The sequence below is a fragment of the Comamonas suwonensis genome (assembly GCF_012844455.2).
Taxonomy (GTDB): domain Bacteria; phylum Pseudomonadota; class Gammaproteobacteria; order Burkholderiales; family Burkholderiaceae_C; genus Comamonas; species Comamonas suwonensis.
The window spans coordinates 108,104-129,523 of record NZ_JABBCQ020000010.1 but is presented as its reverse complement, the minus strand read 5'-3'; the positions used below and the strand labels follow the sequence as shown (position 1 = coordinate 129,523).

The window sequence follows — 21,420 nt, the reverse complement described above, 5'->3', positions numbered from 1 at the left end:
GCTTACATGCCTGAATAGTTAGGGCCGCCACCACCTTCTGGCGTCACCCAGACGATGTTCTGGGTCGGGTCCTTGATGTCGCAGGTCTTGCAGTGCACGCAGTTCTGGGCGTTGATCTGCAGGCGCTGCTTGCCAGCGTCGGAAGCATCTTCCACAAACTCGTATACGCCAGCGGGGCAGTAACGCTGCTCGGGGCCGGCAAATTTGGTCAGATTCACATTGACGGGGACGCTAGCATCTTTGAGCGTCAGGTGCGCTGGCTGGTTCTCCGCATGGTTGGTGCTGCTGATGAACACGCTGGAGAGGCGGTCAAAAGTCAGCTTGCCATCGGGCTTGGGGTATTCGATGGGGGTGCATTCGGCAGCGGGCTTTAGGTAAGCATGGTCGGGCTTGTTGCGGTGCAGCGTCCAAGGAATGTTGCCGCGCAGCACAAACTGCTCCAGGCCGTTCATGATCGAAGCGGTGGTCAGACCCTTCTTGAACCAGGCCTTGAAGTTACGTGCCTTCCACAGCTCTTCATACAGCCAGCTGTTTTCAAACGCATGGGTGTAGGCGTTGAGTTCGTCGTGCTGGCGACCCGCCACCAGCGCGGCATAGGCGGCTTCAGCGGCCAGCATGCCCGTCTTGATGGCAGCGTGGCTGCCTTTGATGCGACTGACGTTGAGGAAGCCGGCTTCACAGCCCACCAGTGCACCACCGGGGAACACAAAGCGGGGCAGGCTGGAGATGCCGCCAGCTGTGATGGCGCGGGCACCGTAGGAGATGCGCTTGCCGGGCTTGATGCCCTTGGCTTCGTCGCCTTCCAGGTAGTAGCGGATGTTGGGGTGGGTCTTCCAGCGCTGCATTTCCTCGAAAGGAGACAGATAGGGGTTGGAATAATCCAGACCCGTGATGAAGCCCAGCGTGACCAGATTGTCTTCCAGGTGGTACAGGAAGGCACCGCCATAGGTGTCGCTCTTCATGGGCCAGCCGGCGGTGTGCAGCACCATGCCGGGCTTGTGGCGTGCGGGGTCGATTTCCCACAGTTCCTTGATGCCCAGACCATAAGTCTGTGGGTCGCGGTTAGCGTCCAGCGAGTACTTGGTGATGATCTGCTTGCCCAGATGGCCACGTGCGCCTTCGGCAAAAATCGTGTACTTGCCGTGCAGTTCCATGCCCAGTTGGAAGTCGCCTGTGGGCTCGCCTTCCTTGCTGATGCCCATATTGCCGGTGGCCACACCCTTGACCGAGCCATCTTCGTTGTAGAGCACTTCAGCGGCGGTGAAGCCGGGAAAAATTTCCACGCCCAGCGCTTCAGCCTGCTCGGCCAGCCACTTGGTGACAAAGCCCAGGCGCACGATGTAGTTGCCTTCGTTGTGAAAGCACTTGGGCAGCAGCCAGTTGGGTGTTCGCAGCGAAGCCTTCTCGCCCAGGAACACCATGGCGTCCTCGGTCACGGGCTGGTTCAGGGGCGCGCCCTTTTCCTTCCAGTCGGGGATCAGCTCGCTCAGCGCGCGGGGGTCCATGATGGCACCCGACAAAGTGTGTGCGCCGGGTTCGGAGCCTTTTTCCAGAACGACAACTGAAACATCCTGACCTTTTTCAGCAGCCAGCTGCTTGAGGCGGATGGCGGTGGCTAGGCCGCCGGGGCCTCCGCCAACCACCACCACGTCATATTCCATGGCCTCGCGCGGGCCGTATTGGGCCAGGATTTCATCGTTCGTCATCGGGATAGTCTCGCTTGAATATTGAATGGGAAAACTAGCTTGCGCGGCTTTGCTTATGTCCTGTCACAAATGCCGCGATGCGGGCGATTCTATGCTGAGCGCTTCCCATGGCCGTGCAGAGAAGGTGACAGCGTATCAATCTGTATTGCGGCAAAGTCCATAGGCTAGTGCTCGCCCCTGTGGGTGCCATCCTCCAAAGAAACTAGAGCAGGATGACTATGAGCCACCTGCCGACACCGTTATTCAGGAGTGCCAGAGTCATGAGAATTGAGCTACCCGAGCAAAAAACGTGGGTCTATGAAACGCGCTTTGGCGTGCGCTGGGGCGATATGGATGCCATGGGCCACGTGAACAATGCCCAGTACTTTCGCTACCTGGAAACAGCACGCATTGACTGGATGAGCGGCTTTGGCCTCAAGCCAGGACTGAACCGGGAAGGTCAGGGTCAAGGCCCGGTAGTCGTCAACGCTTTCTGCAATTTTTATCAGCAACTTGCCTATCCGGATGAGGTGCTTCTCAAAATGTTCGTGAGTGATCCCGCTCGCACCACTTTTGAAACCTGGGCCACGATGGAGCGGGTGGCCCAGCCCGGTGTGGTCTGCGCAGCAGGCGGCGGTACGGTGATCTGGGTAGACTTTTCAAAGCAGAAAGCGACGGATTTGCCAGACTGGATTCGAAGCAAGGTCGGCGGCTAAGCCTGTTCGGAAATCCGTATGAATACAGTGGCTGTGTTCGGAAAATCGGCCAATGTTATGCAAAAAAGTATGATGAAAATAATTAAATCAAAGGTTTAGAAGGCGATATTTCATTGGCACGGTATGTGCTTTAAGACAGCCAGGCCGCGTGCGCGGTTGTGAGATGACAGGAGTGTGGTGCTTGTATGGCTGATAAGGAGTCGGCCAGGCAAGCGTCCAACTCTTGTTGTCGCTAGCAAAACTTCGGACTCGAACGGGGCGCTTCAGCCGCTTTATGGGCCGGGCTTTTGCCAGCAGTGAAGACAACACATACCAAGAATCCAAGAATGAAATCCAATCGCCTGACCATCATGGTTTTGCTGGCTATGGTCCTGGGCGTTGTGGTGGGCTATCTGGTCCACGCCAACGCTGCGAGCCCCGAGGCTGCCAAAGAGATCGCAAGCTATCTCGGCATACTCACCGACGTGTTTTTGCGCATGATCAAGATGATCATTGCGCCCCTGGTGTTCGCCACGCTGGTGGCTGGCCTTGCCAATATGGGCGACGCCCAGTCCGTGGGCCGTGTGGGTGGCCGCGCTTTGGGCTGGTTTATCGGCGCGTCCGTGTGTTCGCTGTTTCTGGGCCTGTTTTTTGCCAATGTGCTCAAGCCTGGCTATGGCCTGCATGTGGAATTACCGACCAGCGCTGAGGGGCTGGGGCTCAAGACTTCGGCCTTGAACTTCAAGGATTTCATCACCCACGTCTTCCCCAAGAACATTTTTGAGGCCATGGCGGCCAATGAAGTGCTGCAAATCCTTGTGTTTGCGCTGTTCTTCGGCATTGCTCTGGGGTATTTGAACCACCAGAAAAAGCACATGCTGGTGGACCTGATGGAAGAAACCTCGCACGTCATGCTGCGCGTGACCGAGTACGTGATGCGCTTTGCACCGCTGGGCGTGTTTGGCTCGGTGGCAGGCACCATCGCCACCCATGGCCTGGGCATGCTGATGGTGTTCGGCAAGTTCCTGCTGGGTTTCTACATTGCGCTGGCCGCGCTGTGGCTGCTGCTCATTGGTGCCGGCTATCTGGTGCTGGGCAAGGACGTGTTCCGCCTGCTGTCGCTGATTCGCGGCCCTGTGCTGGTGGGCTTTTTCACTGCCAGTAGTGAATCGACCCTGCCAAAGCTCATGGAGCAGCTGGAGAAATTCGGCATCAAGCCCCGCATTACCGGCTTTGTGCTGCCGCTGGGCTACTCGTTCAATCTTGATGGCTCGATGATTTACACCACCTTCCTGGCCATCTTTATTGCACAGGCCTATGGCATTGAGATGTCGCTGGCCGCGCAGTTCACCATGCTCGCGGTGCTGATGATCTCCAGCAAGGGGATTGCCGGTGTGCCACGCGCATCGCTGGTGGTGGTGGCGGCTGTTCTGCCTATGTTCGGTTTACCGGAAGCCGGCATCTTGCTGATTCTGGGTATCGACCATTTCCTGGATATGGGCCGCACGCTAACCAATGTGCTGGGTAACGCCATTGCCACCGCAGTGGTTGCCAAATGGGAAGGTGACGAGGGCGATGAGCCTGCGTCGGATGACGCTGCGCTGCCTCTGGCGCAAGCCAGCCACGCCTGAGTCTGATTCGCCCTGTGCGCTGGTGCCGGGATAGGTGCCTCAGGTGCCAGATAGCGCAGGGCGCTGCTACCATGGCTTGCACCATGCTCGCTTTTTTGCCATCCCGCCTGCGCGCCAGCCTACTGATCCTGCTTTGGCTGGCGGCAAGCAGTCTGGGTGGCTGGCTGGGTTATCAGGCTTTTGTGCGAGCGGGGCTGGAGACCGTGGCCACCGCAGGCAACAACCGGCTTGACCGGTATGTGGTCAGCCTGCAGCGAGAAATCGACAAATTCGCCTTTCTGCCCGATGTGGCGGCGCTGCAGCCCGAGGTTAAGGCTCTGCTGAAGTCGCCGGGCGATGCGCTGCTGCAATCCAGCGCCAACCTCTATCTGCAAGAGCTCAACCGCCGTGCAGGCACGCTGACCGTCTATCTGATTGGCCAGGATGGCCATGTGCTGGCTGCCAGCAACTGGCAGCGTGCCGACAGCTATGTGGGTGAAGATCTCAGCTTCAGGCCCTATGTACAGCAGGCACTGCGCGAGGGGCGTGGTCGTTACTTCGGCATTGGCACCACGCGTGGCGAGCCGGGCTACTACCTCACCACAACGCTTGGACAGGGTGCCCAGCAGGGGGTGGTCGTGGTCAAGGTCGGGCTGGCGCAGCTTGAAGAGTCCTGGGCCAGTGTGGAGTCTCCGGTGCTGGTCAGCGATGAAAACAGCGTGGTCATCCTTAGCAACGTTCCGGCCTGGCGCTTTGCCGCCTTGCAGCCGCTGGATGAAGAGCGGCGCAGCGCGCTGGAAGCTTCGCAAAAATATAACCGCCTGAGCCTGAACCCGCTGGGCTGGCAGACCTTGAAGCCTTTGAGTAGCGACGACGCTTTCAAGCAAGTGCGCATTGAGGCCGCCAAGGCTGCATCCGCGGACCAGCGCACAGGGCGCTTTCTGCTCCAGTCGCGCCCGCTGGCGGGCACGCCCTGGCAGATCACCGTGCTATCGCCATTGACGGCGGCACTGCAACTGGCGACCAGTCGCGCCTGGGTTGCGGGGGTGCTCATTGCCTTGGCCTTGCTGCTGGCGGCCTTGCTCTACCAGCGCCGCAAGCATGTGCGTGAGCAACTGGCGGCGCAACAAGCACTGAAGCAGGCCAACGAAGCGCTGGAGCACAAGGTGCAGCAGCGCACCGCTGACTTGCAAACTGCCAACCAGTCGCTACAGCAAGAAGTGGCAGAGCGCATTCAGGCCGAAGCCACGCTGCGCGCCGCGCAAGATGAGCTGGTGCAGGCGGGCAAGCTGGCCGTGATTGGGCAGCTTTCGACCGAAGTGGCACATGAGCTGAACCAGCCGCTGGCCGCTTTGCGGGCGTTGGCCGGCAACAGCCAGCGGTTTCTGGAGCGTGGCCAGCCCGAGATGGTGCAAAGCAATCTGCAGCGCATGGCCGATCTGGCCGACCGCATGGGCCAGATGACCGGCCAGTTACGCAACTTTGCGCGCAAATCAGTGGGTCAGCCCCAGCCTGTCGATCTGGAGAAGGTGATTGACGGCGCTTTGGCCCTGCTGGAGTCGCGCATTGCTCGCGCGGGTGCTGCTGTGCTCCGCCAGCCGTCGATGCCGGGTTTGCGGGCCAACTGTGACCCCAATCGCGTGCAGCAAGTGCTAGTCAATCTGATCAGCAATGCGCTGGATGCCATGCAGGGCGGCAGCCAGCACCCTATCGAGATAGCGTGCCTGCAGACCGGCGACTGGGCGCAGATTACCGTGCGGGACCATGGCCCTGGCTTGAGCGAGCAGGTGCTGCCGCATCTGTTCGAGCCGTTTTTCACCACCAAGCCTGAAAGTCAGGGGCTGGGCCTGGGTCTGTCACTGTCAGCCGATATTGCGCGGGCCAGTGGCGGCAGCCTGACGGGCGGCAACCATCCCGAAGGCGGGGCCATCTTCACGCTGAGCCTGCCGTTAGTGGATACTCTGCCGCTTTCCTGATTGCCGCCGCCCATGAATCACACCCTCCAAGTCCTGATCGTTGAAGACGATGCCGATGTCGCCATGGCCTGCGAGCAGACTTTGCGACTGGAGGGCATGGAGTGCAGCTGCGTAGCTACGGCTGAGCTGGCGCAGCAGCGCTTGTCGGCGGGCTTCGCGGGCGTGGTGGTCAGCGACATTCGCCTGCCGCAGATGAGCGGGCTGGAACTGCTTGGCGTCATCCATGCCATGGATGCTGAACTACCGGTGATCCTCATCACCGGCCATGGAGATATTTCCATGGCCGTGCAGGCCATGAAAGACGGAGCCGCCGATTTTCTGGAAAAGCCCTTTGCTCCCGAGCGTCTCGTCAAGACCGTGAGCCGAGCCCTGGAGCGCCGTCGACTGGTGCTGGAAGTGCGCAGCCTGCGCCAGCAACTGCAAAACCGAGATGTCGTGCAGCACCAGTTGCTGGGTCAGTCCCTGCCCATGCAGCAGTTGCGGCGAACGGTGCAGAGCCTGGCGGCCAGCGAGGCCGATGTGCTGGTTTGGGGTGAAACCGGCACCGGCAAAGAGCGCGTGGCGCGCAGCCTGCATGAAGCCAGTCGGCGCAAGAGTGGCAACTTTGTTGCCGTCAACTGCGGCGGTTTGCCTGAGACTCTCTTCGACAGCGAAATGTTCGGCAGCGAAGCCGGTGCTTTTACCGGCGCAGGCAAAAAACGCATTGGCAAGATCGAATATGCTAGCGGCGGCACGCTGTTTCTCGACGAAATCGAGAGCATGCCCATGGCCATGCAGATCAAGCTGCTGCGCGTGCTGCAAGAGCGCGTACTGGAGCGGCTGGGCTCCAACGCCAGCATAGCGCTGGATTGCCGCGTCATCGCCGCCACCAAGGTCGATTTACTTGAACTCAGTCGCCAAGGGCTGTTTCGCGCCGATCTGTATTACCGCCTCAACGTCGTCACCGTCACGCTGCCCACGCTGCGCGAGCGCCGCGAAGACATTCCCCGCCTGTTTGAATACTTTGCCCTGCAAGCCGCCGGGCGCCACCAAAGGCCGGTGGCCGAGCTGACTCCCCAGCGCCTGCAAACGCTGATGGCCCATGGCTGGCCGGGCAACGTGCGCGAGCTGCGCAACATGGCTGAGCGAATGACGCTGGGAATTGAGATGGGGCTGGGCGAGGCGGTGGCTGGCCCTGATTCGCAGAGTTCACTATCCGCCACCGTTGAATCCATAGAGCGCGCCCTGATCGCCGAAGCCCTGCGCGCCCATGATGGAAACCTGAGTCGTACAGCCGCGGCGCTGAATACGCCCAAGAGCACATTGCACGACAAGATTCGCAAATACGACTTAGGTTGAAAGTGGCCGTAGCGCTTGTATATCAAGCGCAAACAGCTACTTTTTTGATAGTCAGTCAATGTCCTCATCCGGCATGGGCGACAACTCGAACTGCGGGCCGATGAAGATTGCTGCGTCATACAGGGCCTGTAGCGGCGCAGGGGTGGCTATGGAATGGAGTGCAGTGGTGTCTGGCATCGCCGCATTGGAGCAACGCGGCGCTTGCCGACTGCATGAGTTCTTTAAAGAATGAACTAAAAAGGCTTCCAGAGCTTGATGGATAAGCGATAGAAGCTATGTTTTTTGATAGTTGTTTCAATGCGGCTCAGGGTTTTCCGCCAAACAGCCTTTGTTGACGATCCATCCTTCAAACGGAGGATGCGGATTTATTTCAATGAAAAAATACTGTCTTGGATTAATTTTAAAGAGTCTTTAGCATTTGAATTGGCTTTTGGAATTGATTCAATTAAAAATCAAATTGGAGACAGATAATTAATATGAATTCCGCCGTTTTTTATGATCAAGTTTTTGCCAAAAAAGAGGAGGCTAACAAATCAAAATTAGCAGCTCGCATGCGAAAATTCAATGCGATTTTGGTTTCAAGTTTTTCTGTTTTTTTGACGCAGGCGCTCATTCCTAGTACCGCTTTGGGTGCTGTGAAAGAGAAAGGTGTAGATGCTGCTTTAATAGAAGAAGCGTATAATTATATTTACCCATCGTATGCGCTTTCAACATTCCGCTGGAATGCTTTAAATGAGACCGGCGGTAGAACCAGTACCAAGCTTAATCAATTCGTCCATCAGCGTTCAATGACAACGCCTGCTGATACATGGGCGGCAAGCCCTCTGGTGGACTGTCTTTATTCAACCGCGTGGCTGGATTTATCTGCAGGCCCTGTCATCATTGAAACACCCGATACCGGTGATCGTTACTATGTACTGACGCTGATTGATTATTTCAGCGGCACCTTCAATTACGCAGGAGCAAGAACCACGGGGACTGCGGCGCAAAAGTACATGGTGGTTGCGCCCGACTGGCAAGGCACAGTACCAGAGGGCGTGAAGCTCGTGCGCTCACCTACTAAGGATGTATACATCAACCTGCGGGTTGCGATTGATGGAGTCGCCGATCAAGCTGCCGCGAATGCCGTGCAAGACGGTTTCTTGCTGAAGCAGCCGGAAGGCGGGGTTAGTTCAAGGCCTGCATCCATTAAACCGATTCCCGAGAGCATTGAAAATTACTTCGTTATGGTGAATCAGGCGCTTGCCTTTAATCCGGCGCCTGATCGAGATAAAGAAGTGATGAGCCGCCTGCGTACGGTAGGAATATGTGGTGCAGATTGCAAGTGGGAGAATCTTTCTGAAAGCGTGCGTGATGCCTGGCGCGCTAACTTCAAGCGCTTGACCCATCAGTTTGACCAAGCCCTCAACAGGCCGACCACAGGAAGTCCGAACTGGATTAACTATGCGCGCCCTGGATCAAAGATGGGAACTGCAGAGCGTTCAGATTTTTCTATGAGAGCCAGAGAAATTTCGCGGGGATTGGCTATGTTGGGGCTTTCCACGGATGAGGCTTCTTACTCTGCAGCAGGTTATGGCACAGACGGTCAGGCACTCGTCGGGTCAAAGAAATACAAACTTCATATTCCGGCTGGAGGCATTCCAGCGAAGGTCTTCTGGTCGGTGACGTTGTATGAATTCAAGGATGACAGCCAATTCCTGACGCCGAATCCTATTAACCGTCACCTTGTTAGCAGTAAGACACGAGATTTTGTGCGGAATGCTGATGGTTCCATGGATGTCTGGGTCCAATCTACGCCGCCAGAGGGCGAAAAAATCTCGAACTGGCTGCCTTCCCCGGCAAATGGCGAAAGATTCTGGTTTATCGCGCGCAGTTATGGGCCAAAGCCTGAAGTCAAGGATGGAACGTTCAGCCTTCCTTATGTTGAAACACTCCAGTAATTGGCGGGTTTGATCTGGTGGTGAATACTGCTTTTGCGAGTATTCAGAAGAAAAGCTGTCAGCGCTTGGTGGATAAGCGCTGGCAGCTATGATTTTTGATGCGTTAAGTTCGCCAAATTTTAGTGAAGGGGCTGGCGCAGGTTTTGCAGCAGCACAAGGCCTCGCCAGCTTTGCCAGAGTCCAAAGAGCACAGATTCACAGCAGGCCCTCGATACCCGTCATATGCATAAAGCACCAGGTGCTCAAGACGCAGAGGGGGAGTTCACCGAGCAGATTTGCGATGCCGCCCGTATAGCTTTGCAGCATGAAGATCGAAAAAATGGTGTCTGGCATGCGATTTGCGACATTGCTGAATCCCAGTGCATTGGCCAGCAGATAAAGCCCAAGCGCCAGCAGCGGAGCCAGCGCAATGGCGATCAGGGCGTAACCGGCGTTGGTGATCAGCCGGTTCATCTTCGAAAAAATTTCAGGCTTTTTTCTCGCGCGGCACGCGGCCCATCAGATAGAACTCGGGGTTGGGTGTCATGCCGGCAAAGCTGGCCATGCGGTTGGAGAGTCCGAAGAACGCCGTGATGGCGGCAATGTCCCAGATGTCTTCATCGTCAAAACCGTGGGGGTAGAGCGCTTCGTAGTCGGCGTCGTCAATCTCTTGGCTGCGCTGGCAGACCTTCATCGCAAAGTCCAGCATGGCGCGCTCGCGAGGGCTGATGTCGGCCTTGCGGTAGTTGACCGCGACCTGGTCGGCAATCAGCGGCTTTTTCTCGTAGATGCGCAAGATGGCACCGTGGGCCACCACGCAGTACAGACACTGGTTGGCGGCGCTGGTGGTGGTGACGATCATCTCGCGCTCGCCCTTGGTCAGGCTGCCTTCTTCCTTGAGCATCAAGGCATCGTGATAGGCAAAAAAGGCGCGCCATTCGGCCGGGCGGCGGGCGAAAGCCAGAAATACATTGGGCACAAAGCCGGATTTTTGCTGCACCTCGGTAATGCGCTGCTGGATGTCTTCGGGCAGATTGCTCAGGTCGGGAAAGGGGTAGCGGTTTTTCATGCGTCTTGTCTCCTTGGCGGTGTCTTGACTCTTTGCTCCACGGATCAAGCATGGCATGAGTGGGCGCGCGAAAGCTGTCGTTTGCGTTGCAGATGCTGCTATCTGATTGGTTTTGGCTTCCAGAGCTTGTGTATCAAGCGCTGGAAGCTATCAAATTGGGAGTTTTTCTGCAGCCCTGGGATGCAGGGTAAAAGCATTGCCCCTCATTGCCGGACCTGATTGCAGCCGCAAAACAGTGCCAGTTCATGAAAGGCTTGATTCAACTTCTCTGTAAATCGCGCGTCGGCGGTAATGGCCGTCTCCAGATGCAAGCTCAGCACGTCCAGCCGTTTGGTAGTCCGGTTGGCCTTGCAGTCCACTCGGCCCACAAAGCGCCCGCGCCACAGAACAGGCAGGCAAAAGTAGCCGTAGATGCGCTTGGCGGCGGGCGTGTAGCTCTCCAGCCGGTAGTTGAAGCCAAACAGCTGCTGCAACCGGTCGCGGTGAATGACGGCGTTGTCGAAAGGGGAGAGCAGTTGCACCTTGTCCGCTGGTTTGCGGTGGCTGCTGGGTGCCAGTGCAGAGGGCTGGAGATAGGTATCAGGCTGCGCCGAATCCGTGAGGCTTATCAGATGGCCTGCTGCAACTTGAGCATCCAGCAATTCACGCACGGCAGCACGCAGCGCCTTACCTGTGCGCAGGTGCACGAGTTGCGTCCAGGTCACCACGCCATGGGCGCGCAGGGCTTGCTCCAGCAGATGGGCGGCCATTTCTTGCACGCTGGGCTCGCTTAAGTCTGTATCGGCAGGCAGCAATTGCTCGGGCAGCACATAGATTTTTTCCATGCCTTTGCGCTCGCGGATCATGACATCGCCTTGCATGAAGAGCTTGTCCAGCGCGCGGCGGCCCGGGCCTTGATTCCACCATGCGCCTTGGTTGCGGTCCTTGAGGTCGCGGCTGCGCAGTTCGCCCTCGCCGCGCACGCGGGCCAGGATCTCGGCCATCAGCTTAGGCTCTACGCTCTTGAAGTACGGACTCTCACCGCGCTGGAAGGTCTGCATGCGCGGCAAGGCAAAGCGGTAGTCGCGCATGGGCAGGTAGGCGGCTGCGTGAAACCAGTATTCAAAAATCTGCCCCTGCGTGCAGAGCTGGTTGAGATGCTCAGGGGCATAGCCGGGCACCCGGCTCCAGAGCACATGGTGGTGGGCGCGCTCGATGACGGACAGAGTGTCAATCTGCACATAGCCCAGATGCTCTATGGCGCGCAGCGTTCCATCCAGTCCGCTGCCAAAGGCGGATTGAGCGCCTAGCCCTTGCTGTGAAAGCGCCAGCTGCTGTAAAAAAGTGAGCGCAATGGGGTGGGGCACGGCAGTGTTTGGGTGGCTGAAAGCATTTAACTGTATATAAATACAGTTATTTATGCAATCCCGTGAAATCGAGCCCTAATCGTGTCCCGAAGGCCTGCGTGCTTATCGGGAGGCCGTTGCGTGCGCGCGGCAATTGCCTTTGACTGCCTCCCCCTGAATCAGCTTGCGCGCAAACAGGCGCGAGTCCTGAAAGGAGCGGTTGACGGTCTGGGAGTGGTCGAGCCCGGGATAGGTATGCGCTTCGACGATGCTGCCTGCCTCGCAGCTTTGCTCGACCAGATCTTGCTGGAACTGTGTGGGCGCATCCACATCGGCTCCACCTATGCCCAGAAAGACGGGCGCGGCAAGTTTGAGGGTGGGGAATTTGCCCTGGTTGAAGGGCTTGGCGTAGTAGCTCATGAAGTCCGTCTTGAAGGTATTGGTCCAACTGAGCTGCTCGTTTTTCACCACGTCGAACATGGGCTGCACGCAGGTGGTCTCGGCGGCTTTCATGGCGGCAAGGCCCTTGTCGCTCAGCACGGACTGGGCGGGCAGGCTGGGGTCGGACTGGTTGGCGACGGCGGCGATATAGAGGATGTAGGCGATGGAGGTGTCCACGCGCTCTTGCTCGGCACGGCTGGCGCGGTATTGAATTTTGCCGTCTTTGGTGAGCTTGCCGGAATGGGGCGTGCCGGTGGCAACCGTGCCCAGAATCTTCAGCTCTGGCGCATAAGCCGAAGCAAAGCCTGCCGTGGCAAAGGCGGCTGCCGCGCCCTGAGACTGGCCGACGATGACGATTTTTTCGCTCAGTTGTAATGCCTTGTTACTCAGCGCTGCACGCAGGGAGTCAAGCGTGGAGTGGGCCGCCGCACGGCTGTTCAGATAGGCGTGGGGGCCGGGCGTGCCAAGGCCTTGATAGTCGGTGGCGACGATGGCATAGCCTTCTTTGAGCCAGCTGTTGAGGTACTCGGCATCGCGCTCAGAGCGCGGGTTGCGTGATGGGGCGCAGTTGTCGCCAATCCCCACTGTGCCGTGGGCCCAGGCCACCACAGGCCAGCCGCCCGCAGGCGCTGTGCCCTTGGGCAGAAATACCGCGCCGGACGTGACAAGCTGGCCTGCCTTGGCTGGGTCTGCGGCCATTCCATCGGTGGATGAGTACCAGATGGCATGGGCGCTGGCGGCGTCAGCCAGGCTGAAGGCTTGCGCCAACGGCTCCATGGCCAGCATGTGGCCCGGTGTTTGAGGGCTGACTTGCTGGGCAAAGGCGGCGGGGACGGTACTGGCAGCCAGCAGGCTCAGGGCGGCCATGGCGTGGCGCAGGGGCTTCGGTGGCGTCACTCTCGTGGGGGCAGGGGTCATGAATCAGTCTCCGTGTGGTTGTCATGCGCTGGAGCAGTCTGTGGCGGGCCGAGTGGGCGCTGAATCGTCCGAATGAAGTGGGTAGAAACGCAGAGGCTGGCTTCATGACCGACGCACTTGCCCGACAATGCAGCCCATTGACAGCAAGGGATATGCGATGAGCGAACAAGGAAAACCTTCAGCAGAACAGACCACTGACTGGGCCGCCTGGAGCCGCGAGGCCGTTGAAATGATGCAGGCCCGTAATGCCGAATGGCCCCAGCAATTGGGCCTGCAGGCCAACCCCAAGTACCGCTGGGACCTGGACCGGGCCTTGCTGGAGCTGCAAGGCCCGTTGCACGAGGTGATCGCCACCATCTGCCTGGTAGGGACCAGCAGCGAGGAAGAAGGCAGCTTTGTCTGGAGCTGGGCCAATGAGGCGATTCCCCGTCAGCATGGCGAAGCGCTGGAGGTAGTGCATGACTTTGGGCGTGAAAACCATTTGTCGCTGTTGACAACGGCCCGTATTCCCGGCGGTCGCCCCGAGGCGCTGGAATGCCTGTGCATCGCCGCCCGCCTGCAGCGTGCCGTGGGCACGTTTATTGATCAGCAAGGCGATGTGACGCTGTACTTCACGCTGCTGCATTTGCAGGCGGCGGTTGATCAGTCCTCGCTGGTGAATTGAGACCTGCTAGAAGCAGGCGTGGGGGCAGGGTGGGTTGCAGGCTTCGCGTCAGTCTTCAAGCGCGTCTGGCTTGATCCACCCGATACGCCCCTGACCGCTTTCGTTGAGCGCGCTGACGAAGGCGTCTGCAGTCGATTGCGGCATCTGCAGCTTGAACGTGACTACGCTGCCATGATCCACCTGCAGCAACTCGGCACCGTCCGCAGCATCCACCATGCGGCGAATCAACCCCTCCAGCGGATAAGGGGCTGTGCACTGCAATATCTGCATGCGCTGAATAGTGACTTTTTCGGCCTGCAGCAGCGCTTGCGCTACCGCATCGGTATAGGCGCGCACCAGCCCGCCAGCGCCCAGTTTGATGCCGCCAAAGTAACGCACCACAGTGGCCAGCACGCCTTCAAGGTCCTGATGGCGCAGCACATCCAGCATGGGGCGGCCTGCGGTGCCGCTGGGCTCACCGTCATCGACAGCGGCGGATTGCCCACCCGCCAGCAAGGCCCAGCAAACATGGGCAGCGCCCGGGTGCTGGCGCCACAGCGCATCGACCACAGCCTGCGCACTGGCCCGGTCCGTCATCGGCTGCACACAACCGATGAAACGGCTTTTCTTGATGATCAGTTCACTGGAGGCAGGGGCACGAAGAGTCTGAGGCATAGCGTGCGGCAGCATAACCGCAAAGATTGGGTCGCTTGCCGATACGGCGCAGTTTGCTGGATTGCTTCAGTCATGACGCTTTAATGACACGACGACGCGGCTTGTGGGGTTTGATCGACAGTGGTGTTAATCCGGTTCCTACAAGCTGGCGCAGCTCCCATGATTAAGCTACTTGCAAAGGAGGCGGTCATGAACATTCCCCAGCCACAGACCCTGAGCGAACACACGTTTGGCCATGAGCATTTCACCCCTCCGCCCCTGGCGCAGGAGTTGCTGGAGGCTCAGCCCCTGCAGGCCAGCACGCCTGAAGATGAATGGGACCTGCTGCAACGCATACGCAATGTAGGCGAGTGGTAAGCCACTGAACTCCTCTGAACTGAGGCATCCGGCAAACCGGCTGATCCCTGCAAGGATCGCCGGTTTTTTGCATCTGCAGTCACGCACCGGCTTGTGCAGTCAGAATCACGGCCTCTGCCTGTTTTCCGACCATGATTGCCTCGACCACATCGTTTGCTGATCCTTCCCACTGGATGCTGCTGCCCGCCGCTGCGCAGACGGCGGTGTTGCCTGTGGCGCTGGCCGATGTGACGGCGATGCTGGAGAAGGTGGGGCGGAGCAGCTTGAGTGGTGGCAGCAGCGATGCGGTGGCGGAACAGATCTTGCATTTACTCGGTCGCCAAGTACCACTGGCCCAATGCACCATTTTTTCATTTCAAGGCATGGCGCGGCCGCGCGTGGTGGGCATGGGCGACAGAGCGCGAACAGGTGCGCTGCCCATGATCTCGCAGGACTACAGTGAGCGCTTTTACCGGCTGGATGGCTCGCAGCGCATTATGAAAACGGAGCTGGCGCGGCTGGCCAAAGACCCGCATGCCAAGCCACGTGTGTGGTTGCACCGTCAAGCCCCGGAAGATGTGCGGCACCCCGAATACCGCCATGTGTGCTACACCCAGCCGCACATTGCCGAGCGGCTGTCGCTGCTGATGCTGCAGGAAAACGCGCGCTGGCTGTCCGTCAACCTGTACCGGGGTGAAGAGCATGGCCGCTTTGATGCTGCCGCCATTGCACAGATTGAAGCCTTTGCGCCGCTGGTCATGCAGGCCATGCGGCTGCATGACGCGGGGCAGACGCTGCAGGATGACTTGGTTGGGCTCGTGCTGGCCCGGCTGCAGCGTCGTTTTGAGCAGCTGACGCCGCGTGACCTGGATGTTGTCAGGGCGCTGGCGCAGGGGCTTGATGCAGAGGCGCTGGCACAGCGGCTGGGCATTACCGTCAGCAGTGCACGCACCTATGTAAAGCGAGTCTGCGCCAAGCTGGGCGTACAAGGCCAGAGAGAGCTATTTGCCTTGCTGATGGAGCCGGCGGACGCCGTAAACTCTCATTTTTGATAGCTTCCTGCGCTTATTTTTAAAGGGCTAGGGGCTTTTTTTGTTTGAAATGGTGTGGACACAAGAACATGTCCTCATTTGGTGACATGGGCGGGCTGCCGCTTTTCTACACTGCATCTCAAAGCCAGTGACTTGGGTGCCGAGTGCGCTGGCCGGATCAAAACAGCGCCCCGGAGACAAAAAACATGCATCAGCCTTACGCCGAGCCACGCCGCTCCATTTATTACCAGTACCAGGTTCACAAACCGTGGCTGGCGTCTCAGCATCCGGGTGAGCAGAACCACCCCGTGGTCATTGTCGGCACCGGCCCTGTGGGCCTGACCACGGCACTGGAAATGGCGCGCCACGGCCAACGCTGTGTGGTGCTTGAATCGGAGCTGCAGGTATCAGAAGGCAGCCGCGCCATTGTGTTTACGCGCCGCTCCATGGAAATTTTGCAGCAGGTGGGCGTGGCTCATCGCGTGACCGAAACCGGCTTGCCCTGGTGCTACGGCAACAGCATTTACCGCGGCCAGCGTGTGTACCGCATGGAAAATGCCCGAGTCGATGACGACCGCTTCTTCCCCATGATCAATCTGCAACAGCAGTTTCTGGAGGAATATCTGGTCGAAGCCGTGGAAGCCAACCCACTGATCGAGGTGCGCTGGGGCAATCGTGTCAACAAGGTCGAACAGAAAGGCGAGCAGGCGTTTGTCGAAGTCGATACGCCGGAAGGCCTATATGAGCTGCGCGCTGATTGGCTGGTAGCCTGTGATGGCGCGCGTTCGGGTATCCGCACAGCCATGAATCTGCTAATGGAAGGCGCGTCTTACGAAGGCCGCTTTGTGATTGCCGATATCCGCATCGACCTGCCGCTGCCCACCGAGCGTCTGGCATTTTTCGACCCCACGTGGAATCCCGGCAACACCATCCTTATGCACCGCGAGCCGCACGGTATCTGGCGTGTGGACTATCAGTTACCTGCGGGTGAAGACCCCGAAGACGCACTCAAACCCGAGTCGCTCAAGGCGCGCATTGATGCCCAGCTGGAGATGATCGGCTTTGGCGGCACGCCCTGGGAGATGGATTGGAGCTCGGTCTATTCGGCCCGCGCGCTGACCTTGCCGAACTATGTACACGGCTCGGTGATTTTTGCGGGCGATGCGGCCCACATGCTGCCCATTTTTGGCGTGCGCGGTGCCAATACCGGGTTTCAGGATGCGCAGGCGCTGGGCTGGCGGCTGGCGCTGGTGGCAAAGGGTGCGGCCAGCCGCAAGCTGCTGGACAGCTATAGCAGCGAGCGCGTGGGTGCAGCCCGCGAGATTGTGGAGGAAGCAGGCAAGAGCACGCGCTTCATGGCACCGCCCACGCGCGGTTTCAGGCTGCTGCGCGATGCCGTGCTGTCTCTGTCGCTGAGCCAGCCCTTTGTCGGCCCGCTCTACCACTGGCGCACCTCGCGCCCGCATGAGTATGCCCAGTCTCCGCTTAACAGCGTGGGTGACGATAACCTGCTTTTCAAAGCTGGCCCCGCCCACGGCGCACCGCCCGTCAATGTGCGCTTTGCGCCAGACAGCTATCTGCTCGACCAGCTGGGCGGCGGGTTTGACCTGCTGTACTTCACCGACGGCACAGCCATCCCGGCCGAGCTGCGTGCCGTGATCGATGGCATCAAAGCACGCCGCATTGGCGTGCGACTGATTGCGGTAAGCAGCCAGAACGTGGCCGCTATTGATGGTGCCGATGTGGTACTGGATGACAGCGAAGGCCGCTGCCGCACCCGCTACGGCGTGATGGCCAACGGCGCAGCCTACCTGCTGCGCCCCGATCAGCATGTCTGCGCGCGCTGGATGGCGCTGGACGCCAATCGCCTGCAAGCTGCATTCAAAGCCGCTTTGCCCGCCTGAGGAGAATCACCATGAACACTACAAACACTCTGGATATCGCTGGCCTTGAAACCGTATACGACCAGCTGGCCACCGCCATTGACACCGTGGGCGCTGAAAAATCGGAGCTGCTGCTGGTCAAGCTGGCGCTGCTGGCCGCCAATGAGTTGGGTAATGCTGGTCGGTTTGCTGAAATGCTGGCCGCTGCCCAGCGTGACTTGTAGCCTTCACTGGCTTGAACCAGAGGCCCGCCTATGGCGGGCCTTTTGCTTGAGAGGGCTTCGGTGGTTTCTTCGAGCCTGGAAATTCGAGGCATGATGGTTCGGATGCTTGATTCAGTACAAGCTGTCCCTAGATAAAAAGCCTAGGATATGTCTATGGCTGGCAGAACCTGCCGGCGCATCGGACATTGAAGACTGTTAACCAACCAGTAGGAGTCGAGTCATGAATCCATTTCGCGTAGTCGCTCTTTCCGCCGCTTTGTCGCTGTCTGCAGCCGCATTGCCCGCTCTGGCTAAATCCGGGGCTGAATGGCAAGCCCTCACCAGTCAGGCCAGTTTGTCCCTGGAGCAGGCCATTGAAAAGGCCGCCCAAACGGTACCGGGCAAACCTGTGGAAGCCGAGTTGGACAGGGATGGTCATGGCCAGCAGGGAGCGGGTTTGCATTACGAAGTCAAGCTGCTGACCCCGGCGAATGAAGAGGTGGATGTGCATGTCAATGCCACCAACGGCGAGGCGGCCCTGTACAAGAACAAGGGTAAGGCCAAGAACAAGGATGTGAAGCGGGTCGGCGAAGCCAAGGTGTCCTTGATTCAGGCCATTGCTGCGGCGACCGCCCATACGGCTGGCAAGGCTGTGGAAGCAGATCTGGACTCCGACTGGGGCAAGACCAGCTATAGCGTCAAGGTGCTGCAGGCGGATGGCCAAGTCATGAAGATCAAGCTCGATGCCCTGACCGGTCAGGTCACGGGTAGCAAGAAGGACTGACTGGTCTTGAACCGGTAGCGAGACCGGGCTGCCAATCTGCTCTGGCGGCCTGGTCTTTGCTGACTGCGCCATCAGGGTGGATCGGTTTTGCGCTATTAATATATTAGTGCGTGGCGATTTCCTAGAAACAGTTTTGAATACCTAAGCGTGGAAATCGCGCCAATACATGGCGCGTAGTGCTATGAATTACATAGTTCGCTAGCGGCGATTGCAAGACCTTGCCCGTGCAAGGCTGGGCCATGAAAAGTACACTGGCGGGCTCTTTCCCGTACAGGCTTACAGCCCACAAATCCACATGAACGCCCCGGTTGACGTTTCCTTTTTCCAGCGCGATGCCAAGCCGCTGACCAGCTACAAACCGTACTGGGCCAAGCGTTTCGGTGTGGCCAAATTTCTGCCGACCACGCGCGCGGAAATGGAGCAGCTCGGTTGGGACAGTTGCGACATTATTTTGGTGACGGGCGACGCCTATGTGGACCACCCCAGTTTTGGCATGGCCGTCATCGGCCGCGTGCTGGAGGCGCAAGGCTTTCGCGTGGGCATCATCGCCCAGCCCGAGTGGAATAGCGCCGAAGCCTTTAAGACACTGGGCAAGCCCAATCTGTTCTGGGGCGTGACGTCCGGCAATATGGATTCGATGATCAACCGTTACACGGCTGATCGCAAAATTCGCTCCGACGACGCCTACACGCCCGGCGATGTGGGCGGCAAGCGCCCGGATCGCGCCGCCATCGTCTACAGCCAGCGCTGCCGCGAGGCTTACAAAGATGTGCCCATCGTGCTGGGCGGCATTGAAGGTTCGCTGCGCCGTATCGCCCATTACGACTACTGGAGCGACAAGGTTCGCCGCTCCATCGTGGTGGATAGCAAGTGCGACATCTTGCTGTATGGCAACGCCGAGCGTGCGTTGGTCGAAGTGGCTCACCGTATTGCTGCACGCGAGCCGGTCGAGCAAATTACCGATGTGCGTGGCACGGCCTTCTTCCGCCGCGCTTCTGAGGAAGGTTGGTTCGAAGTCGATTCGACCACCGTGGACGAGCTGGGCGAGGTCGAACCCCACATCAACCCCTATATGACAACCAGCGAGCAGGCCGAGGCACAAGGCCAGAGCTGCTCCAAGGACGACGCCGAAAAAGCACAAGGACAACAAGCACAGGAGGCCATGGGCCCCGCATGCTCCAGCGGCCAGAACAAGGCGGGAGGTGCATCGGTCGCCAACGTGCAGCCGATTCAGTTCGTGCCCAATCTGTCGCTGCGCAGCAAATCCAAGCTGCCTCCGCGTGATCGCACCGTGCTGCGTCTGCCCAGCTACGAAGAAGTCAAGAGCGACCCGGTTCTGTACGCCCACGCCAACCGTGTGCTGCACCTGGAAACCAACCCTGGCAATGCCCGCGCATTGGTGCAAGCCCATGGCGAAGGCGCGACCGCACGCGATGTGTGGATGAACCCACCCCCCATCCCGCTCACAACCGCTGAGATGGATTGGGTGTTTGGCCTGCCGTACGCTCGCAGCCCACATCCGAGCTATGCCGACGAAAACGGCAGCCACGATGGCACGACCAAGATTCCCGCGTGGGAGATGATTCGCACTTCGGTCAACATCATGCGCGGCTGCTTTGGCGGCTGCACCTTCTGCTCGATCACCGAGCATGAGGGCCGCATCATCCAGAGCCGCTCGGAAGACTCCATCATCCATGAGCTGGAAGAGATCCGCGACAAGGTCAAGGGCTTCACCGGCACCATCTCTGACTTGGGGGGGCCCACAGCCAATATGTATCGCCTGGGCTGCAAGAGTCCGACGATTGAAGCTGCCTGCCGCAAGCCTAGTTGCGTATTCCCCGGCATCTGCCCGAACCTGCATACTGACCACGCGCCACTTATCAAGATCTATCGCCGTGCGCGCAAGCTACCCGGTATCAAGAAAATTTTGATTGGCTCCGGTCTGCGTTATGACTTGGCCGTCAAGTCGCCCGAGTACATCAAGGAGCTGGTGCAGCACCATGTGGGCGGCTACCTGAAGATTGCGCCTGAGCACACAGAAGCTGGGCCGCTGAACAAAATGATGAAGCCGGGCATCGGCAGCTATGAAAAGTTCAAACAGCTGTTTGAAAAATTCAGTGAAGAAGCCGGTAAGAAGCAGTTTCTGATTCCTTACTTCATCGCCGCTCACCCCGGCACCAGCGATGAAGACATGATGAATCTGGCCATCTGGCTGAAGAAAAACGGTTTCCGCGCTGATCAGGTGCAGACCTTCTACCCCAGCCCCATGGCCACGGCTACGGCCATGTACCACTCTGGCCGCAATACCCTGACTAAGGTGCGTCGCCAGATGCGTGACGAACAGGAAGAGCGCGTGGATATCGTGCGCGGTGAAAAGCGCCGCCGCTTGCATAAGGCCTTCTTGCGCTACCACGATCCAAACAACTGGCCCATGCTGCGTGACGCACTCAAGCACATGGGGCGCGCCGACCTGATTGGTAACGGCAAGCAGCATCTGATTCCGACCTTCCAGCCTTTGGTGGACGGCAGCTATCAGAGCGCTCGTAAGAAAAATAGCACCGGCAGCACTGCTGGTGTGGGCTACACCACCAATAAGGATGGCAAGGCGGTGGCAGTCCGTCGCCGCACGCAGGAAAACAACGAGCCGCAAGGTGATGTGCGTTTCCGCACTGCAGCGCCTAAGCCGGGCAAGATGCTGAGCCAGCACACAGGCCTGCCCCCGCGTGCGGGTGTCACTGGCAAGGCCAAGTCGGCTTTCAAGGCTGCAACTAAACCTGTAGCGAAATCTGGCAATTCTTCTGCTCAGACATCGCGCAAGCCGCGCTGATTGGGGCGGACGCCCACAAAACAAAAACGACGTATAAGCGTCGTTTTTTTTGCATTTTGAAG

The 21,420-nt window shown here is 58.8% G+C and carries 19 protein-coding genes; 12 read left to right on the top strand and 7 right to left on the bottom strand.

The window, feature by feature from the left end; genetic code table 11:
* Window positions 1-2 precede the first annotated feature (2 nt).
* Window positions 3-1,706, bottom strand: coding sequence for an electron transfer flavoprotein-ubiquinone oxidoreductase (locus HF327_RS13075; protein ID WP_198460590.1), 1,704 nt, complete (start codon window positions 1,704-1,706; stop codon window positions 3-5).
* A 260-nt stretch (window positions 1,707-1,966) separates the two neighbouring features.
* Between HF327_RS13075 and HF327_RS13070 the strand changes: the two genes are divergently transcribed.
* From HF327_RS13070 to HF327_RS13055, 4 genes are all read left to right on the top strand, one after another.
* Window positions 1,967-2,401 carry an acyl-CoA thioesterase gene (locus tag HF327_RS13070; protein WP_198460589.1) on the top strand — a complete coding sequence of 145 codons (435 nt, stop codon included), beginning with the start codon at window positions 1,967-1,969 and terminating at the stop codon, window positions 2,399-2,401.
* Between the two features lie 326 nt (window positions 2,402-2,727).
* On the top strand, window positions 2,728-4,011 hold the full coding sequence (locus HF327_RS13065; RefSeq protein ID WP_198460588.1) for a dicarboxylate/amino acid:cation symporter: 1,284 nt from the start codon (window positions 2,728-2,730) through the stop codon (window positions 4,009-4,011).
* 71 nt (window positions 4,012-4,082) lie between these two features.
* Window positions 4,083-5,966: an ATP-binding protein gene (locus HF327_RS13060; protein ID WP_198460587.1), complete on the top strand. Its 1,884-nt coding sequence runs from the start codon at window positions 4,083-4,085 to the stop codon at window positions 5,964-5,966.
* Window positions 5,967-5,978: 12 nt separating this feature from the next.
* Entirely contained in the window at window positions 5,979-7,304 is a 1,326-nt protein-coding gene (locus HF327_RS13055) for a sigma-54-dependent transcriptional regulator (protein WP_198460586.1), read from the top strand.
* A 51-nt stretch (window positions 7,305-7,355) separates the two neighbouring features.
* Here HF327_RS13055 and HF327_RS22310 read toward each other — a convergent pair whose 3' ends face one another.
* Window positions 7,356-7,481 (bottom strand): hypothetical protein, encoded by a 126-nt coding sequence (locus HF327_RS22310; protein ID WP_268904697.1) that lies wholly within the window; start codon window positions 7,479-7,481, stop codon window positions 7,356-7,358.
* 299 nt (window positions 7,482-7,780) lie between these two features.
* Here HF327_RS22310 and HF327_RS13050 point away from each other — a divergent pair, with 299 nt between their 5' ends.
* Entirely contained in the window at window positions 7,781-9,244 is a 1,464-nt protein-coding gene (locus HF327_RS13050; protein WP_198460585.1) for a DUF1254 domain-containing protein, read from the top strand.
* Between the two features lie 195 nt (window positions 9,245-9,439).
* On the opposite strand, the gene HF327_RS13045 is transcribed toward HF327_RS13050, so the two are convergent.
* The 4 genes from HF327_RS13045 to HF327_RS13030 all read right to left on the bottom strand — a co-directional run bounded on the left by HF327_RS13045 (window position 9,440) and on the right by HF327_RS13030 (window position 12,976).
* Window positions 9,440-9,697 carry a hypothetical protein gene (locus HF327_RS13045; protein WP_198460584.1) on the bottom strand — a complete coding sequence of 86 codons (258 nt, stop codon included), beginning with the start codon at window positions 9,695-9,697 and terminating at the stop codon, window positions 9,440-9,442.
* 13 nt (window positions 9,698-9,710) lie between these two features.
* Entirely contained in the window at window positions 9,711-10,292 is a 582-nt protein-coding gene (locus HF327_RS13040; RefSeq protein ID WP_198460583.1) for a peroxidase-related enzyme, read from the bottom strand.
* Window positions 10,293-10,495: 203 nt separating this feature from the next.
* Window positions 10,496-11,638: a winged helix-turn-helix domain-containing protein gene (locus HF327_RS13035; RefSeq protein WP_198460582.1), complete on the bottom strand. Its 1,143-nt coding sequence runs from the start codon at window positions 11,636-11,638 to the stop codon at window positions 10,496-10,498.
* Between the two features lie 102 nt (window positions 11,639-11,740).
* A complete protein-coding gene (locus HF327_RS13030) occupies window positions 11,741-12,976 on the bottom strand; it encodes a lipase family protein (RefSeq protein WP_198460581.1) in 1,236 nt (411 codons plus the stop codon).
* A gap of 157 nt (window positions 12,977-13,133) precedes the next feature.
* On the opposite strand from HF327_RS13030, the gene HF327_RS13025 reads away from it, so the two are divergent.
* Window positions 13,134-13,640 carry a DUF6882 domain-containing protein gene (locus tag HF327_RS13025; RefSeq protein ID WP_198460580.1) on the top strand — a complete coding sequence of 169 codons (507 nt, stop codon included), beginning with the start codon at window positions 13,134-13,136 and terminating at the stop codon, window positions 13,638-13,640.
* A 48-nt stretch (window positions 13,641-13,688) separates the two neighbouring features.
* Here HF327_RS13025 and HF327_RS13020 read toward each other — a convergent pair whose 3' ends face one another.
* Window positions 13,689-14,294 (bottom strand): IMPACT family protein, encoded by a 606-nt coding sequence (locus HF327_RS13020; RefSeq protein ID WP_198460579.1) that lies wholly within the window; start codon window positions 14,292-14,294, stop codon window positions 13,689-13,691.
* A 189-nt stretch (window positions 14,295-14,483) separates the two neighbouring features.
* On the opposite strand from HF327_RS13020, the gene HF327_RS13015 reads away from it, so the two are divergent.
* The 6 genes from HF327_RS13015 to HF327_RS12990 all read left to right on the top strand — a co-directional run bounded on the left by HF327_RS13015 (window position 14,484) and on the right by HF327_RS12990 (window position 21,358).
* On the top strand, window positions 14,484-14,651 hold the full coding sequence (locus tag HF327_RS13015; RefSeq protein WP_198460578.1) for a hypothetical protein: 168 nt from the start codon (window positions 14,484-14,486) through the stop codon (window positions 14,649-14,651).
* 131 nt (window positions 14,652-14,782) lie between these two features.
* The gene (locus HF327_RS13010; RefSeq protein ID WP_198460577.1) at window positions 14,783-15,682 is read left to right on the top strand and encodes a helix-turn-helix transcriptional regulator; all 900 of its coding nucleotides are present in this window, start codon (window positions 14,783-14,785) and stop codon (window positions 15,680-15,682) included.
* A 185-nt stretch (window positions 15,683-15,867) separates the two neighbouring features.
* Entirely contained in the window at window positions 15,868-17,565 is a 1,698-nt protein-coding gene (locus HF327_RS13005; RefSeq protein WP_198460576.1) for an FAD-dependent monooxygenase, read from the top strand.
* 11 nt (window positions 17,566-17,576) lie between these two features.
* Complete coding sequence (locus tag HF327_RS13000) at window positions 17,577-17,768, top strand: DUF2783 domain-containing protein (protein WP_198460575.1); 192 nt, start codon at window positions 17,577-17,579, stop codon at window positions 17,766-17,768.
* Between the two features lie 220 nt (window positions 17,769-17,988).
* Window positions 17,989-18,531, top strand: coding sequence for a PepSY domain-containing protein (locus HF327_RS12995; protein WP_198460574.1), 543 nt, complete (start codon window positions 17,989-17,991; stop codon window positions 18,529-18,531).
* A gap of 295 nt (window positions 18,532-18,826) precedes the next feature.
* Window positions 18,827-21,358, top strand: a complete 2,532-nt coding sequence (locus tag HF327_RS12990) for a YgiQ family radical SAM protein (protein ID WP_198460573.1) — start codon at window positions 18,827-18,829, stop codon at window positions 21,356-21,358.
* Window positions 21,359-21,420 lie beyond the last annotated feature (62 nt).

What these genes read in the sequence shown, in the direction of transcription:
- HF327_RS12990 (WP_198460573.1), top strand. Translation starts at nt 18,827, where the DNA reads ATGAACGCCCCGGTTGACGTTTCCTTTTTCCAGCGCGATGCCAAGCCG.
- HF327_RS13060 (WP_198460587.1), top strand. Translation starts at nt 4,083, where the DNA reads ATGGCTTGCACCATGCTCGCTTTTTTGCCATCCCGCCTGCGCGCCAGC.
- HF327_RS13065 (WP_198460588.1), top strand. Translation starts at nt 2,728, where the DNA reads ATGAAATCCAATCGCCTGACCATCATGGTTTTGCTGGCTATGGTCCTG.
- HF327_RS22310 (WP_268904697.1), bottom strand. Translation starts at nt 7,481, where the DNA reads ATGCCAGACACCACTGCACTCCATTCCATAGCCACCCCTGCGCCGCTA.
- HF327_RS12995 (WP_198460574.1), top strand. Translation starts at nt 17,989, where the DNA reads ATGAATCCATTTCGCGTAGTCGCTCTTTCCGCCGCTTTGTCGCTGTCT.
- HF327_RS13000 (WP_198460575.1), top strand. Translation starts at nt 17,577, where the DNA reads ATGAACACTACAAACACTCTGGATATCGCTGGCCTTGAAACCGTATAC.
- HF327_RS13070 (WP_198460589.1), top strand. Translation starts at nt 1,967, where the DNA reads ATGAGAATTGAGCTACCCGAGCAAAAAACGTGGGTCTATGAAACGCGC.
- HF327_RS13045 (WP_198460584.1), bottom strand. Translation starts at nt 9,697, where the DNA reads ATGAACCGGCTGATCACCAACGCCGGTTACGCCCTGATCGCCATTGCG.
- HF327_RS13055 (WP_198460586.1), top strand. Translation starts at nt 5,979, where the DNA reads ATGAATCACACCCTCCAAGTCCTGATCGTTGAAGACGATGCCGATGTC.
- HF327_RS13005 (WP_198460576.1), top strand. Translation starts at nt 15,868, where the DNA reads ATGCATCAGCCTTACGCCGAGCCACGCCGCTCCATTTATTACCAGTAC.
- HF327_RS13010 (WP_198460577.1), top strand. Translation starts at nt 14,783, where the DNA reads ATGATTGCCTCGACCACATCGTTTGCTGATCCTTCCCACTGGATGCTG.
- HF327_RS13030 (WP_198460581.1), bottom strand. Translation starts at nt 12,976, where the DNA reads ATGACCCCTGCCCCCACGAGAGTGACGCCACCGAAGCCCCTGCGCCAC.
- HF327_RS13020 (WP_198460579.1), bottom strand. Translation starts at nt 14,294, where the DNA reads ATGCCTCAGACTCTTCGTGCCCCTGCCTCCAGTGAACTGATCATCAAG.
- HF327_RS13025 (WP_198460580.1), top strand. Translation starts at nt 13,134, where the DNA reads ATGAGCGAACAAGGAAAACCTTCAGCAGAACAGACCACTGACTGGGCC.
- HF327_RS13050 (WP_198460585.1), top strand. Translation starts at nt 7,781, where the DNA reads ATGAATTCCGCCGTTTTTTATGATCAAGTTTTTGCCAAAAAAGAGGAG.
- HF327_RS13075 (WP_198460590.1), bottom strand. Translation starts at nt 1,706, where the DNA reads ATGACGAACGATGAAATCCTGGCCCAATACGGCCCGCGCGAGGCCATG.
- HF327_RS13015 (WP_198460578.1), top strand. Translation starts at nt 14,484, where the DNA reads ATGAACATTCCCCAGCCACAGACCCTGAGCGAACACACGTTTGGCCAT.
- HF327_RS13040 (WP_198460583.1), bottom strand. Translation starts at nt 10,292, where the DNA reads ATGAAAAACCGCTACCCCTTTCCCGACCTGAGCAATCTGCCCGAAGAC.